Annotated in this window: 15 protein-coding genes; all 15 read right to left on the bottom strand. The window is 39.5% G+C overall.

What is annotated here, in order from left to right:
• Nucleotides 1–108: 108 nt before the first annotated feature.
• Nucleotides 109–3,327, bottom strand: a complete 3,219-nt coding sequence (locus Q1A18_RS03645) for a type I restriction endonuclease subunit R (protein ID WP_299577483.1) — start codon at nucleotides 3,325–3,327, stop codon at nucleotides 109–111.
• Nucleotides 3,328–3,558: 231 nt separating this feature from the next.
• Nucleotides 3,559–3,945 carry a DUF413 domain-containing protein gene (maoP, locus tag Q1A18_RS03640; RefSeq protein ID WP_299577481.1) on the bottom strand — a complete coding sequence of 129 codons (387 nt, stop codon included), beginning with the start codon at nucleotides 3,943–3,945 and terminating at the stop codon, nucleotides 3,559–3,561.
• A gap of 57 nt (nucleotides 3,946–4,002) precedes the next feature.
• On the bottom strand, nucleotides 4,003–4,680 hold the full coding sequence (locus tag Q1A18_RS03635; protein WP_299577479.1) for a hypothetical protein: 678 nt from the start codon (nucleotides 4,678–4,680) through the stop codon (nucleotides 4,003–4,005).
• Complete coding sequence (locus Q1A18_RS03630) at nucleotides 4,668–5,456, bottom strand: hypothetical protein (protein WP_299577477.1); 789 nt, start codon at nucleotides 5,454–5,456, stop codon at nucleotides 4,668–4,670. The genes Q1A18_RS03635 and Q1A18_RS03630 overlap by 13 nt, the downstream gene beginning before the upstream one ends.
• Before the next feature lie 72 nt (nucleotides 5,457–5,528).
• On the bottom strand, nucleotides 5,529–5,879 hold the full coding sequence (locus Q1A18_RS03625) for a hypothetical protein (RefSeq protein ID WP_299577475.1): 351 nt from the start codon (nucleotides 5,877–5,879) through the stop codon (nucleotides 5,529–5,531).
• Between the two features lie 98 nt (nucleotides 5,880–5,977).
• The gene (locus Q1A18_RS03620) at nucleotides 5,978–6,739 is read right to left on the bottom strand and encodes a nucleotide-binding protein (RefSeq protein ID WP_299577473.1); all 762 of its coding nucleotides are present in this window, start codon (nucleotides 6,737–6,739) and stop codon (nucleotides 5,978–5,980) included.
• Between the two features lie 6 nt (nucleotides 6,740–6,745).
• Nucleotides 6,746–7,894, bottom strand: coding sequence for a restriction endonuclease subunit S (locus Q1A18_RS03615; protein ID WP_299577471.1), 1,149 nt, complete (start codon nucleotides 7,892–7,894; stop codon nucleotides 6,746–6,748).
• Nucleotides 7,891–9,429: a class I SAM-dependent DNA methyltransferase gene (locus Q1A18_RS03610; protein WP_299577469.1), complete on the bottom strand. Its 1,539-nt coding sequence runs from the start codon at nucleotides 9,427–9,429 to the stop codon at nucleotides 7,891–7,893. The genes Q1A18_RS03615 and Q1A18_RS03610 overlap by 4 nt, the downstream gene beginning before the upstream one ends.
• 219 nt (nucleotides 9,430–9,648) lie before the next feature.
• Complete coding sequence (locus tag Q1A18_RS03605) at nucleotides 9,649–10,596, bottom strand: HipA domain-containing protein (RefSeq protein WP_299577467.1); 948 nt, start codon at nucleotides 10,594–10,596, stop codon at nucleotides 9,649–9,651.
• On the bottom strand, nucleotides 10,586–10,921 hold the full coding sequence (locus Q1A18_RS03600; protein ID WP_299577465.1) for a HipA N-terminal domain-containing protein: 336 nt from the start codon (nucleotides 10,919–10,921) through the stop codon (nucleotides 10,586–10,588). The genes Q1A18_RS03605 and Q1A18_RS03600 overlap by 11 nt, the downstream gene beginning before the upstream one ends.
• A complete protein-coding gene (locus tag Q1A18_RS03595) occupies nucleotides 10,918–11,127 on the bottom strand; it encodes a type II toxin-antitoxin system Y4mF family antitoxin (protein ID WP_299577463.1) in 210 nt (69 codons plus the stop codon). The genes Q1A18_RS03600 and Q1A18_RS03595 overlap by 4 nt, the downstream gene beginning before the upstream one ends.
• Before the next feature lie 248 nt (nucleotides 11,128–11,375).
• A complete protein-coding gene (locus tag Q1A18_RS03590; protein ID WP_299577461.1) occupies nucleotides 11,376–11,507 on the bottom strand; it encodes a hypothetical protein in 132 nt (43 codons plus the stop codon).
• 33 nt (nucleotides 11,508–11,540) lie between these two features.
• Entirely contained in the window at nucleotides 11,541–11,954 is a 414-nt protein-coding gene (locus Q1A18_RS03585; RefSeq protein WP_299577459.1) for an RteC domain-containing protein, read from the bottom strand.
• Nucleotides 11,951–12,376 (bottom strand): RteC domain-containing protein, encoded by a 426-nt coding sequence (locus Q1A18_RS03580; RefSeq protein WP_299577457.1) that lies wholly within the window; start codon nucleotides 12,374–12,376, stop codon nucleotides 11,951–11,953. The genes Q1A18_RS03585 and Q1A18_RS03580 overlap by 4 nt, the downstream gene beginning before the upstream one ends.
• A gap of 697 nt (nucleotides 12,377–13,073) precedes the next feature.
• Nucleotides 13,074–14,138 (bottom strand): mannonate dehydratase, encoded by a 1,065-nt coding sequence (locus Q1A18_RS03575; protein ID WP_299577455.1) that lies wholly within the window; start codon nucleotides 14,136–14,138, stop codon nucleotides 13,074–13,076.
• Nucleotides 14,139–14,186 lie beyond the last annotated feature (48 nt).

The following is a 14,186-nucleotide window of genomic DNA, read 5'->3' as shown; positions in this document are numbered from 1 at the left end:
CTAATGCTATCGCGAACGTAGCAATATTTGTTGGTAGACGTTCTTTTATTCAAAGGCAGGCTCCCCCAACCCAGAAATAACTGAGAATGCCCATTTTAATATTCATCCTCAATTATTCCAAAACTCAGCTAAGGCCTCGGCTTGTTGCAATACCGTATCGGTTGCCAGTTTTTGCAAATCAGGAGGGTAGCCATACTGTCGCAATGTGCGCTTAACGATTACTTTCAGCTTCTTTTTTACCGATTCCTTCACCGTCCAGTCGATGGTGGCATTGGCTTTAACACGCTCAACCAATACCCTGGCAAGTTTAAGCAGCACATCATCACCCAACATATCCTTGGCACTGTTGTTTGATGATACGGCATCGTAAAAAGCAAGCTCATCTTTTGATAATCCCATTTTTTCGCCACGTTTATCAGCTTCCTTTATCTCTTTTGCCAGTTCAATCATTTCCTGAATGATTTCGGCAGCAGTAATCAGGTTATTTTGGTAGCGCTTAATGGATGACTCCAGCATCTCCATTAGGGTTCGACTTTGAACCAGGTTGTGCTTGCTGCGTGTTTTAATCTCATCGTTAAGTAGTTTTTTGAGTACTTCCAAAGCAAGGTTCTTATGCTTCATGTCTTTCATTTCTTCAAGAAAATCATCATCCAACACCGATAATTCCGGCTTTTTAATTCCTGCTGCATCAAAAATATCAACTACCTGTTCCGAAACTATTGCTTCATCAATTACTTGCTTAATGGCGGTTTCAATTTCGTAATCGGTTTTGCCACCTGAAACTTCACCCATATCAAGCTTTTGGATTCGGGCTTTGACTGCCTGAAAGAATGCAATCTCATCTTTGGCATCCATTGCTTCATCATGTGGTAAGGCAATAGCAAACGCTTTTGAGAGAGCAGTTACTTCTCTTACATATCTGTTTTTACCATCATCCAAACTAAGAACATGCTCAACCGCAGAAATTATTAACTCTAACTTCTCTTTTATTGGAGCATCAAAATAATTTTCATAAGCAAAGCCATCACCGTAAGGCACTTTAGGTTCTGCTGCCATTGAATAATCAGCATGTTGTGTCGTAGGGTTCTCTGAGAACATTTGAGAAACAACTTCCAGCTTTTCCAACATCAACTGAACCGCCTTTTCCTGAGCTTCTGCCGGATCGCCTTTTCCACCGCTATCAGAATAGAAGGATAGTGCCTTTTTTAAATCAGAGGCAATACCAAAATAATCAACCACCAAACCGCCCGGCTTGTCTTTATATACCCGGTTAACCCTTGCTATTGCTTGCATCAGGTTATGACCTTTCATTGGTTTGTCGATATACAAAGTGTGCATACTAGGCGCATCAAATCCAGTCAACCACATATCCCGAACAATTACCAATTTCATCGGGTCAGAAGTATCTTTCATTCGGTCGGCTAATGCTCTGCGTTGGTCTTTTGATGTATGATGTTTCATTAGCTCTGGACCATCTGATGAAGAAGCAGTCATCACTACTTTTAGCACACCTTTATCCAAATCATCATCATGCCAATGTGGGCGTATTTTAATGATTTCCTTATACAAGTCAGCAGCGATTTGTCGGCTCATGGTAACAATCATTGCTTTGCCTTCGATACCGCTATTGGTACGTTCCTCGTAGTGAAAAACAATATCTTCAGCGACCTTCTTTAATCGAGCTTCACTACCAATAATTGCTTCAACCTTTGTCCACTTGGCTTTAGCTTTTTGGGTTTCCGTTAATTCATCCTTTGCCAGTTCTTCATCAAGCTCCTCGATAAGCTGTTTTCCTTCTTCCGAAAGATTGATTTTCACCAAACGGCTTTCGTAGTAAATAGGAACGGTAGCACCATCTTCAACAGCTTGTGCTATATCGTAAATATCAACATAATTACCAAAAACGGCGGGGGTATTTGCATCAGTAGATTCAACAGGAGTCCCTGTAAATCCCAGATACGTTGCATTGGGTAAAGCATCACGCATATACTTAGCAAAACCATAAACTAAACGCTGACCAACTACATTGCCATTATCGTCTTTTACATCAATCGACTTTGGTTTAAATCCATATTGTGTACGGTGGGCTTCGTCAGCAACCACTACAATATTGGTACGGTCAGAAAGTTGCTCATACACATTTGAGCCATCTTCGGGTTGGAATTTTTGAATGGTAGCAAATACAATCCCTCCGGAGGCTACTTTCAACAACTCTTTTAGATGTTCTCTGCTTTCTGCCTGTATCGGAACTTGACGCAACAGTTGTTTTGATGAACCGAAAGTATCAAACAGTTGGTCGTCTAAATCATTACGGTCGGTAATTACTAAAATGGTTGGATTATTAAGCTGTAAAACCAACTTACCACTAAAAAACACCATTGAGAGAGACTTACCACTACCTTGTGTATGCCAAACTACACCTCCTTTTCGGTCGCCATTATCAGCCGAGGCTTTTTTCACAGATTCAATTGCTTTGTTTACGGCATAGTATTGATGATAGGCAGCTACTTTTTTTATAGTCTTAATTGTGGCTATTCCTTTTGCATCAATATGTTTGTCTTCTTCAAAAACAATAAAATGACGAATATAGTCCAATAAAGTAGTTCGATTAATTAAGCCTTTAATCAAGACTTCCAATTGACTGGTCAATAAAGAAGCTTCTTTAACGCCATCACTTGTTTTCCAGGCTAAAAACCTTGAATAACCTGCCGATAAAGAACCTGCTTTAGCATCAGCACCATCAGACAGCACACAAAAGGTATTGAATGTAAACAGGCTTGGTATGGCGTCTTTATATGTTTGAATTTGCTTAAATGCTGAATGCAAAGTTGCATTTTCATCAACAGCATTTTTTAATTCAAATATGACCAGAGGTAAACCATTCACAAACAGAATCAGGTCGGGGCGTTTGTTATTGTTGTTTTCAATGATGGTAAACTGGTTGACCACCAGAAAATCGTTTTGACTGGGATTTTCGAAATTGACTAGCTGAACACGATCTCCACGCTGAATCCCATCTTTGCGATACTCTACCGGAACGCCTTCGGTGAGCAACTCATGAAACCGGAGGTTATTAACCATCAACTCTGGCGAGGCAATACGCTCAACCACTTTCAAAGCTTCCTGCTGGGCTTCAAACGGAATATCCGAATTGTTCCGTGCAATAGCTTCCTGCAAACGGGATTTCAAAATCACATCACCGTAACTACTACGTTCAGGCTTTTCTCCATCAGGTGCGATAGTAGTTCCATGTACATAATTCCACCCAATAGCTTCAAGCTCTTCGATGGCCCATAATTCAATATCGTTTTCGGTTAGTTTAGTCATCAGTTTTTAAATGTAACGTTTTTTCCCAATAGAAACTCAGTGTTTATTGCATAAGATTTCATATTGTCATTCCAAACGAATCCGCCTTTCTCTAATGCTAGAGTAGTCGGATTCGAGATCGATGTTTACCCTTAGGGTGTCGATTTCATAGCTTTTTGAGCTCTCCAATCGCGAAGATGGACGGATGGTTTTGTTTCTAATAATGGTTCCCATTAGTTTGCGATTTTCTGTTTATAGCTTATGGCTTCTGTGCATTTCTGCATACATCATTCGGGTTAGTTGCTTCTTCATGTCTCGGGTATAAAAACCCTGCTCCCGGTATTCATAATGCTGGCGTAAACTGTCGCCCGATTTGGCCTCGATACGTTTACGATTAATGTACTTGTGCCAGGTTTTTTCTTCAAGGCTCACCGGCTCGCGTTCACCCCGGCACATAACTACAAAGTTATGCTGTAAATCCGTGAAGGGCTCCAAAACACCTTCCTGTAAGGCTTGAAACCAATGTCCCCATTGCTGCAGTAGCTCAAGTTCATCAGCAGCAAAAATAACTGCTGAACAATCGAGTTTGAATTGACCTTTTTCTCGTATAAATGCCTGATGTTGTTGCTTTCTATCCATAAGTCTATCATTTTGCATGGCACAGCGTCACAAGTCCACAATCGAACTCACACGCTCCTATAGGCCATCATTATTATTCGAACGGCTTGACGCTACTTCTACTGTCATATCCTTTATTGCTAAACCAATGGCAGAGCAAAAGAGATTAAAGTCGTCAATTTGCGCTAGCGTTGACTCTTCATCTACAAATAGGGACAGATCGTAGCTTTTAGCGCAAAGCAACATTGCCTTTTCTTTTCCAATTGCCTCGTTGACCTCGTTGAAGACATAGGTGTTATCCTTTGATAGATACTTGTTTGGGCAAGCCAGGATTTCCTCGTTCCAATGGTTATAGCCAGCAACAAAAATGAGGCATGTCTTTGAAATTTCTGGTTTTACGAATTTCGAAACATCAATCTTTGTTTTTGCGGTTGCTTCTTTATCAAAAAAGCCAGTATCACTTTGCAATACAATTGAAAAAGAAATTTTCTTACCATCTATTTTTGTCGTCCCGAAATGGAACTCATATAAATACAAGTTCAACCAATCCCAAGCCCAACGGCCTAAATCAACCCTTTTATCCTTGGGAGTTGGACTAGAAAATCGTGAATGACCAGCCTCAAAAGAAAAGGGAAGGCTGTCACTGATAAACTGCATCAGATCAAGCACTCTCTTCTGGTAATGATATAGTAAGCGATATGCCTTACGGACATCAACAAATGCCGCATCAAGTTCTTGTTTTGTTATAGATCCCATTTTATTAAGGTGTATGAGGTTATTTGATAATTTATTGAATAGTCTGTTGGGATTGAGGTAGCCTTTACCTTGTCTTTTCTGATTGGCTCACAACTAAGTTTAAATCCATCACTATTGATACTGTAATCCTGAAAAGGCAAACTACTAAACCACAGGCCGGTGGCATATCCATGAAGCCGGAAAACCTTCTTTAAATCGGATAAAATCCGAAGAATGGCATCGCTTGAATACAGCAGCCCTTCCGATTCGGACAGTAACTGGTGTGCCATCTTAACTTGTTCCAACAAGCTCTTCCAACGGCACATTACAACTTTTATCCCGTTTACCGTCTGGGTTTCGTGTGTGAATAATCCCCCCAAAGCAATATAGAACAGCGGTTTTTCATCGGAAAACTCGTTCCGGTAGGCCTGAATTTGGTTTTCCCACTGCCCTTGGTATTGTTGGTCTTTATCGTAGCGTTTGGCTTCAATAATTAGATCGAACTCGCTGAAACGAATAAACACATCCGGTTCAATAAAAATCGAGTTCGATGTATGTTCGGCATCCCAATGCGGCCAAAACTCCGTTGATACCATTTTGCCTGCCTGCTTTGGAAGCTCGCTGCCGCAGCACGCTTTGGTCAGGATTGTCCACATGAGCTCCACCGGAAGGTAAAACAAGCGTTCGAACACAAACGAAGTCAACGAGTCTTCGGATGTCTTAAACAGCTGTTGCCAGGAAATCTCTTCTGAGTTGATATTCCGCCCAGCTTTATGGTGTTCAACTGCGTATAGCATATTTACGTTACTTCAATTGTTAAATTTGACTGTCCTTCTTAGTTACTGATTCTCTTGATGGTCTAGACAGGTCTAATCCGGGTTTTCGTAAAAAGTCCCGGAAGAATACGACACCTCCAAAATTCCATCGTCATAGGTGTGCAAGTAGGGTGAATACCTGAAGTACATGTAAATGCTTGTTCCAACGATTTGGTATAGTTTCGACGAAATTTTTCGAACCTCTACTTCATAAACACCATCTTTTACTTTAGTAGGAACATAAACCTCGTTAATTTCTTCACCATCTTCATCTAAAGAGTATGACGCTAATTCAACCTTTTCGTAGAATCGAACCACATCATGTTCATCCCAAGCTTTGTATGATTGAGAAAAAGCAGTGGTTCCCAGAATTACAAGGGTAAGAGCAATAAATAACTTTTTCATACTTGTATCTTGAGTTAGCTTGTTAGTCCATGTTTACCCGCAACTCCCCACTCATTAACTTTGGCAACAAGGTGTCGCGCAATTTGGTAAAAGTGTGATTATTTTGGACTTTTATAAATGTGTTCAATTTCTTTACGCAATTCATCTTTCCAATTATCTTTATAACTGATATAGACCAGACCAGAAAAATCATTTGGAATCTCAACACCATCTTCATAAAGGATAATTGTTCTTTCTCTACCATACTTACCCCAGAAATATCCGGTCTCAAGTATTACATTTTGACGTGCTCTTGGATTTAGTTTATAATTTACCTTTGCATTTCCAACATCATCATTAGTCCATAAGCAGACAGCAAAATCGACCTCTGCATGCGATTCAAACTTTTCTACAATAGTCTTACCTTGGTTAGCTTTTTTATGAAGGATTGTGCAATCAATTTCATATTCTAAATCTTCAATGAAGTCTTTAACTTCCAATTTAATTTCATTGTTATGACCATGAACAATAAAACAAGAATATGTATACTCCCTTTGGGCTTCATTCCTATTGTGAATATCATTATCCCAGAACTTTTCGACTTCAGTTTGCCATGACTGTATGATACCAATGGCTTTATCTATTCCATCGCAAAAAGCATTTTTATATGCTCCATCATAAACAAAACCATAAAAATTATAATTGACACCCTTAAAGGCAGTTATTTTAGCTTCAGGTTTTTTCAAAATATTGTCAACAAAAGAAATTACATCATTTTGCCATTTTGAAAATAGTTTATCATGTCTCCCATATTGAAGTTTTATTTCTTCAGCTATGTTGATTAATCCACTTAACTCATTTATGATTTCTTCTTTTGTCATGCTTGTTTATTCTATTTTTACCCGTATCTCCCCACTCATTAACTTTGGCAATAATGTATCTCGGAGCAGTGTAAGGGTTTGTATTTCATTTGAATTCTCAAATATTTTCAAATCCAGTTTAAAAGCGACTTGCTCGTATTGCTCTGCAACATGCTTTTCCGGAATTATTACCTCAAGACTATTAAAATCATTCTTTGATAAAGAACCAAAAACAGTTCCCTCATTTTCAAATACATCAAAAGCTTTTTTCATGCTCTTAATTTTGTTAAAACAGTACGATTTTAAATCTGACTTTACAGCTCCTAAACCACGTCCTATGCAACATTCTTCACTTGCCATATTTACATCCCCAACAGGAGCTCTAACACTAACTAATACATCAAATTTATCTGCGATTCTTTTGGGTTCTGTTGTATAAAGTCTATTAGTTGGGAATCTAAACCCAAAGTCAGTTCTGCCTTGATAGAATATTTTTCCTTCTTTAATCTCATTGTAAGAAGAACCTGCTGGTGATTGTCCCATGAGAATTGTAAATTCATCATTCAAACAGCCAACTCGCCACCCCTCCGGAATTTCACCCAACTCACTCTCAATCATTTTACCTCCAGAACTTTTATAAGGCTCTCCATTCTCATTAGGAAACTCAAACTCCACAAACCAACGTTTAAATAATATTTTTGCTAATTCCTCTAAATTTTGGTTTTGCTGACGGAGTAAGGTGATTTTTTTATTGAGAGTATCTAATATATTTCGGATTTCAATTTGCTCTTCCTTTGAGGGTAAATAGGCTTCCAGTGAGTAAAAGTCGTCTCTTGAAGTAGAAGGAATCGCAGAACCACTATCAAGAGCATTAATATTTTTTGTTAACAATTGATAGTAGCCAAATTTTTCATCTAGAAAATCAACTTTATTAACTGTATAAAATGCAGTGTCAATTACAAAGAAAGGTTCCTTTGAGAATTCTACTCCTCGATAGGCACCCTTTCTACCAATTATTATGGATGGTTTGTTATATAAGAATTCCTCATTATAGCCTATTGGTCCATTGGTTCCAAAAACACGATATCCTTGTGTTTTTTCTCTATAGTCTTTAAGGGATTTACCATACTTCAATTCTACTAAATCTCCCCAATTATAATATTCCCACTCACTCATAACTCAATCCCAATTTTAGCCAGTTGTGTTTTAATTTCCTGGTCAAGCTCTTGGGCTTGATTCATTTGTTCTCGTAACCGAGCAGTTATGTCATCTACCTTTTCTTGGAATGGAATACCATCGTCTTCTTCATCTGGAATACCTACATATCGTCCGGGCGTTAATACAAACTTGTGTTTTTGTATATCCTCAATAGTAGCTGATTTGCAGAAACCTAAGACATCTTCGTAGTCATCACTTTGTTTTAACCAATTGTGATAAGTGTCTGCAACTTTACTAACGTCCTCCGCTTCCAGCACCCGGTTTTTACGGTTAATCATAACGCCCAAGTCAGATGCATCAATAAAGAGGGTTTCGCCATTGCGTTTCTTTTTGCCTCTGCGTAAAAACCACAAACATGCCGGAATACCTGTATTAAAGAACAGGGCTTTAGGTAGCATTACAATACACTCTACCAAATCGTTTTCTACTAACTTTTGGCGTATGTCACCTTCGCCACCTGTATTGGAACTTAATGAGCCGTTAGCCAAAACAAATCCGGCATGTCCACCATCAGGTTTTAGGTGATACAAGAAGTGTTGCACCCAACCAAAGTTGGCATTGCCTGTTGGTGGTACTCCAAATTGCCAACGGGCATCATCACGTAATAATTCACCACTCCAATCACTCACATTAAATGGTGGATTGGCAATTATATAATCGGCTTTTAAATCTTTATGTGCATTATTCAGGAATGAACCTTCTGTATTCCATTTAATGTTTGAACCATCAATACCACGTATAGCCAAATTCATACGGCATAGGCGGTAAGTCGTTTGGTTACTTTCCTGTCCGTACACCGAAATATCATCCAATCGTCCCTGATGACTTTCAATAAACTTCTCTGATTGAACAAACATTCCACCGGAACCACAACAAGGGTCATAAACACGTCCTTTGTAGGGTTCCAACATTTCAACCAACAATTTTACAATGCTTTCCGGGGTATAGAACTGCCCTCCTTTCTGGCCTTCTGCCAAAGCAAACTGACCTAAGAAATACTCATAAACACGACCTAATACATCCTGGCTTTTGGCTTTCTCATCACCCAAGGCAATAGTACCAATGGTATCAATTAAGCCACCCAATGTTTGAGGGTCAAGGTTAGAACGTCCAAAGGTTTTAGGAAGAATCCCTTTTAGGGTAGCATTGTCCGCTTCAATCAAGTCCATTGCATCATCAATCAGCTTACCAATGTTAGGCATCTTTGCCTGCGATTGAATATAAGACCAACGAGCCTTCTCCGGCACAAAAAATACATTTTCTGCTCCGTACTCATCTTTATCTTCAGGGTCAGCTCCGGCATATTCACCTTCTCCGGCCTTCAGTTTGGCATATAAATCCTCGAATGAATCGGAGATGTATTTCAAAAAGATTAAGCCCAACACCACATGCTTATATTCGGCAGCATCTATATTCTTGCGCAGTTTATCAGCCGTTTTCCACAATTTCTGTTCAAGCGACTCATTCGCTCCGTTTCCATTCTTTTTCGCCATGATTTTATTGATTCAAAAGTTTGAATTCCAAAGACATCGATCGTATATCTTTTTCGATTCAGCCAAACTGTACTGAATACTTCTTGTTTTAAATTTCAAACTTACAATTTATTAATTTTTATGATAATATTTATACAGGAGCGTTTTTATAGAATGATTCTAAGCTAGCAACAGCAATTCTGCTTTCATCCCCTAACCAATCCTCTCCTAAAGTTGTGTTTATATGATCAGCCTCAATTGTTGGTATTTGGCTTGCAGAACTTCCTGGTAGTTTTGTTTCATCTTCGCCGAAAGAAAGGATTCATTTATCCATTTCAGTGCTTGATTATGGTTTTTAGCCATCCGTTTAAAGCTTCCACTTATTTGCCGGTCGGTCAGTCCCATCCCCTCGCCCAGAAGCTCAAAATGCTCACGATTCAATTTCTTCTTTTTGCCACTTAATGTCAAGGCCGATTCTTCTTCATCCTCTGGAAGCACAATAGACACATTCAGCAGATCATAAGCTGGAGCCAATCCCCAGCCAAAAGGCTGTTTCAGCATCGAAAAGTTCTTCAGGTGCATATCATTATTTCCGGTGAGAAAAGAGAACAGGGCCAGCTCAAAGAAAAAGATTTTATCAAGTAAGGTATTCGCTGAATAACGATCCAAGGCTTTACCTACCCGCTCCAAAGAACCTTTATACTTGTCGAAAGCTTCCGTGATTTGAAACATATCCAACATATGTATTTTTTTGCCGGAATCACTGCGATCAATCCGCTTGGTAATGTAGGATAATTCGCCGGAGGCCAGACGAACCAAAGAGGATGGAACCACTCTGATTCCAAATGCTTCGGCTATTCGCATAGTTACATGCTCGTTTTCAGGCATCTCCGAAAAACGATCGGATGGCGGTTTAAAAATATATTGCCCTCCCAAAGCTCCGACAACAGTTAATCGGCTATCTGTTTTGCCTTTCACGGCATTAACCAAGGACATTGATAATTTGGGTTGAACTCCGGGCACTGCAATACTCCGTTCCACCACTGACCTGGCCAGCTCACTCATTTGATCCAGCGAATAGTCAATGATCGGGGGTGTTGGAGTTCCAAAAAAGTCCATCGAACACTTACGATGAAAATCCTGCTCCCCTTCAAGCGGCTGATAGCAATACAAACATCTATGCTTCATTTTCTTCTATTACGGGTACAACACTTACGGCTCCGATGCAATTTTGGCAACATGCCAACAGCAGCCCCATACGATCATTTTTATTGATTCGCCAGCTTTCTGATGCTATTTCAAGTAACCATCCTTCCGGAATAAGCCCCTCAAAAACCGGGAAAAGCCGGTTCTCCCGATATGGCTCATCTCTTACCGCCATCGTAAAGGTGATGAATAAATCCGGGTGGGTTTTCACATATTCCGCTTCATATTGGAATACATAGTCTCCATCATCTGTCTCGGTTATCATTCCTGCCAGATACTCTTTATAATAGACCTTTCCACGCCTCATGCTTTCAGTTCTTTGCTGTTAACCGGAGCCAGTTCATGTCCAAACATACTGAGTACCAGGTTAACCTTATCCATATTCAAGTTTGTTTTCCCCTGCTCTATTTTTCGAATCACAGTCAGCGCAACTCCTGCACGTTCGGCAAACTCTTCCTGAGTCAGATTCACTTCCTTTCGCCTTTCTTTAACAAAGTCTGCAAGTTTTTTCATTATATGTATTTAGATATAACCTCAGACAAAGGTAGTTAATTATATGCAAAGAAATATAACACAACAATAAAAGTGATCATTATATGCTTTAAAATATAGAATCCACTAAGGGATAAATCGGCTGACTAGCGTTCTAATGCCGTTTTCCTTTCTTTCTTCCAATCTTATTCTTTCGCTTGCGCCCTGCTTGATCTGGCCTTGTCGAAAATTCCTCCAGCCGGTAAACCAAGGCTTTCAATTTGAAGAATTTACTCCCTCTCATTGTTGAGCTCAAAGTAAGCGCGAAAAGGACAATCATCCAGGGGTTTGCCCATGGGACAGCCAGAAAAGGCATTAATCAAATCAACATTTTTACGAATTTTTGGTGTCTCGATTGACATGGCATTTAGCTTTTTGAAAGTTAATATTCTGATTTATTCGTTATCCTCATCCAGGCGTTGCTGAAGCACCGAGCGTAAAAAATCCAAAAACTTGGTACTATCAATTTTTAGTTGCTGGATTTCAGCATGGAACCGGTAAATATCCTTACTCAGATCCACCCCAAATAACTGCCCGAACATTCCCGCTAGTTCCCGAATCGTTGTTTTTCCTCCATTAACCATCTTAGCATAATGCAGCGCATAAATCAACTCTGCCAGGTCAATCTTTTTACCACACCACAGGTAGCTTGAATTGGCCCCATTGACATTATTATTGCCAGGGTCTTCGAGTTTCTCGATTTCTTTACTGAGGTAATCCAGCAGCATTTCGTTGGCCATAATCACCGAAAAGGTATGGTCGTGCCAGGTAAAAAAAGCTTCATCCAATAACTCTCTGCTGTCTTTCAACTCCAGGGAATTTCAGCGTTTGATCGAAGAAAGTACTGCTCATCCAAATGCTTATAGCCACAACGGTAATACTGTACTTTCAGATGACGCTTCTCCATGAACTCATTGATTTTGTAAAGGCAGTTCTGAAGGTACCGCTTGGTTAACATGACATCGGCGTTTCTGCGTTTACTTTCAATGTCGAAAACCAATTGATAATACAGTAACCTCCCATAGGCCGCTGGCTTAATTTCCTTGAAAAACAGAATCTCTGATTTGCGATCGGGAAATCCCTTTACCAAAATCAATTTGCGCAATTTCTCCAAAGCAATCTTGCAATGACCAATGGCATACTCCACCTGATCAATAGTATTATTCGAGACGGCCTCTATCTTTGACAACTCCGTTTCCAGTTCAATGATGATATCCCAATACATCTCCATAGTAGAAAATTTAATCGTGTTAATATTCTGGATCCTCCCAAAACCAACCCATTAACAAATTAAATTTCAATTACTATGTTTATATCAATGGTTAAATCCCGGAGATAACTATTATCTTCCGGGATTTTCCAAAAAAATGGAAATATTAAACTAAAAATAAACATTTCACATTCCTTAGTTAATTCATAGAAAGTAATTTCGCTCCTACTCCATCCACGCCCAAGCATCTAAATCACAAATATTAAGCAACTAACCTGCAATTATGTCTTTGAGGTTATAAATTCGATTCTTATTTTTTGTTTCTTTCATCGAAGGAAGCAAGCAGTTTAAATCGGACAAAAATTCAAATTTTCGCATCAATCGGCAGAAGTTTTAAAACAGATACGATCATTAGGGCGTTGAGTTTTTCCTTAAAGTAGTATGATGCTCAACTAGCCGTTCAGGTTTTATTGCATATCAAGATTCGAAATACAGCTCGCAATTTAAAGATAGTTAAGGTCTTCATTTTGTTTTAATCATTTTAAAAATTAGCAAAACCGTTTGCGAAGTAAAAAAAAGTAGTCCATCATTTGATTTTTAAATCAGAACTTCCATAACCTATTAATTGCACTGCTAGAAATACCATACATCCTTTTGCTTTTAAAAATATTTTTTTCCCAACTAAGCCCCCGAAATTTGATTATGCAAAATAAATTCCCTACACAAAAGCAATTGCCGCTTTCATATATCCCATTGCATAAGCCATCCCCGAATGCCAAGGAGCATCGCAACTCATTTGTGGCGTATGGTCAGGAATCAATACCCCATCAAAATTGTTCGCTTTCAATATTCGGAGAATCATCAACATATCGATATCCCCTTCGTCAATGAATACTTCTTTGTAATTCGGAACTTTTCCAACAACATTACGAAAATGGATGTAGGAAATTCGCCCTTGCTTACTGTACTTATCCGTAGCCTCATACACATCTCCTCCTGTCATCTCAGCAACTGATCCCAAGCAGAATTCCAGCGTGTTGGCCGGACTTGGATTAAGGTCAATTAGCTTTTGGTAAAGCTCTGGTTGATGCACAAGCCTGGGTGTTTTTCTCAAAAATGGCAGCGGCGGATCATCCGGGTGAGCTGCAAGACGAACTCCTGCTTCTTCAGCTACTGGAAGTAATTCATCTAAAAAGAACTGAACCCGGCTCCATAGTTGTTCCGGAGTTGCTGGTGGCATGACTCCCGGAGGAGCATCCTGATCATAGACCATGTTCCAAACCATTCCATTGGGAATTGGCGTATCATCTTCTTTTTCCATCGCAACAGAAACAGCGCCCCCTCTGGCAAACTCACCCATCACGCGGGAACTAACTCCTGCCAATGAAAAATTATATCCAAACACCGGAATGCCAGCTGCCCCAACATTCCGAATAAGTTGTTTCAGGCCTTCTATTTGTTCTTGTTTTTTAGGCCCATCCAATAAAACGTCGTACCAATGTGCCGGATCAAAATTTTCAATGGCTTCGAGCTCCATGCCATGCTTATTGATTTCTTGTTTTATTTTGGATAACTCCTCAACAGACCATATTTGAGAAGCATTACCGGCCTTGCCCCAGCCTTCTTTTTCGCCAACAGGCTGATTCGTATTTTCTTTCGAGTTTTTTTCATGCCCAAAATAATCAACCATGTGAACAACAATATGTGTCGCCCCGCATTGTCTGGCAAATTTGTAATGCGTTTCATTGAGCATATGCTTATACAAGCCAAAACCTAGTTTCATCTGTTTAATTTTTTTAGTTATTTCCCAGTTCAATCATCCTTGTTTCAG

Source organism: uncultured Sunxiuqinia sp. (assembly GCF_947495665.1).
Lineage (GTDB): Bacteria > Bacteroidota > Bacteroidia > Bacteroidales > Prolixibacteraceae > Sunxiuqinia > Sunxiuqinia rutila.
The sequence above is the reverse complement of the archived record's forward strand: the minus strand, read 5'-3'. Positions and strand labels throughout refer to the sequence as shown.

What these genes read in the sequence shown, in the direction of transcription:
- Q1A18_RS03620 (WP_299577473.1), bottom strand. Translation starts at nt 6,739, where the DNA reads ATGACAAAAGAAGAAATCATAAATGAGTTAAGTGGATTAATCAACATA.
- Q1A18_RS03645 (WP_299577483.1), bottom strand. Translation starts at nt 3,327, where the DNA reads ATGACTAAACTAACCGAAAACGATATTGAATTATGGGCCATCGAAGAG.
- Q1A18_RS03625 (WP_299577475.1), bottom strand. Translation starts at nt 5,879, where the DNA reads ATGAAAAAGTTATTTATTGCTCTTACCCTTGTAATTCTGGGAACCACT.
- maoP (WP_299577481.1), bottom strand. Translation starts at nt 3,945, where the DNA reads ATGGATAGAAAGCAACAACATCAGGCATTTATACGAGAAAAAGGTCAA.
- Q1A18_RS03615 (WP_299577471.1), bottom strand. Translation starts at nt 7,894, where the DNA reads ATGAGTGAGTGGGAATATTATAATTGGGGAGATTTAGTAGAATTGAAG.
- Q1A18_RS03590 (WP_299577461.1), bottom strand. Translation starts at nt 11,507, where the DNA reads ATGTCAATCGAGACACCAAAAATTCGTAAAAATGTTGATTTGATTAAT.
- Q1A18_RS03600 (WP_299577465.1), bottom strand. Translation starts at nt 10,921, where the DNA reads ATGAGGCGTGGAAAGGTCTATTATAAAGAGTATCTGGCAGGAATGATA.
- Q1A18_RS03610 (WP_299577469.1), bottom strand. Translation starts at nt 9,429, where the DNA reads ATGGCGAAAAAGAATGGAAACGGAGCGAATGAGTCGCTTGAACAGAAA.
- Q1A18_RS03635 (WP_299577479.1), bottom strand. Translation starts at nt 4,680, where the DNA reads ATGGGATCTATAACAAAACAAGAACTTGATGCGGCATTTGTTGATGTC.
- Q1A18_RS03580 (WP_299577457.1), bottom strand. Translation starts at nt 12,376, where the DNA reads ATGGAGATGTATTGGGATATCATCATTGAACTGGAAACGGAGTTGTCA.
- Q1A18_RS03630 (WP_299577477.1), bottom strand. Translation starts at nt 5,456, where the DNA reads ATGCTATACGCAGTTGAACACCATAAAGCTGGGCGGAATATCAACTCA.
- Q1A18_RS03575 (WP_299577455.1), bottom strand. Translation starts at nt 14,138, where the DNA reads ATGAAACTAGGTTTTGGCTTGTATAAGCATATGCTCAATGAAACGCAT.
- Q1A18_RS03605 (WP_299577467.1), bottom strand. Translation starts at nt 10,596, where the DNA reads ATGAAGCATAGATGTTTGTATTGCTATCAGCCGCTTGAAGGGGAGCAG.
- Q1A18_RS03595 (WP_299577463.1), bottom strand. Translation starts at nt 11,127, where the DNA reads ATGAAAAAACTTGCAGACTTTGTTAAAGAAAGGCGAAAGGAAGTGAAT.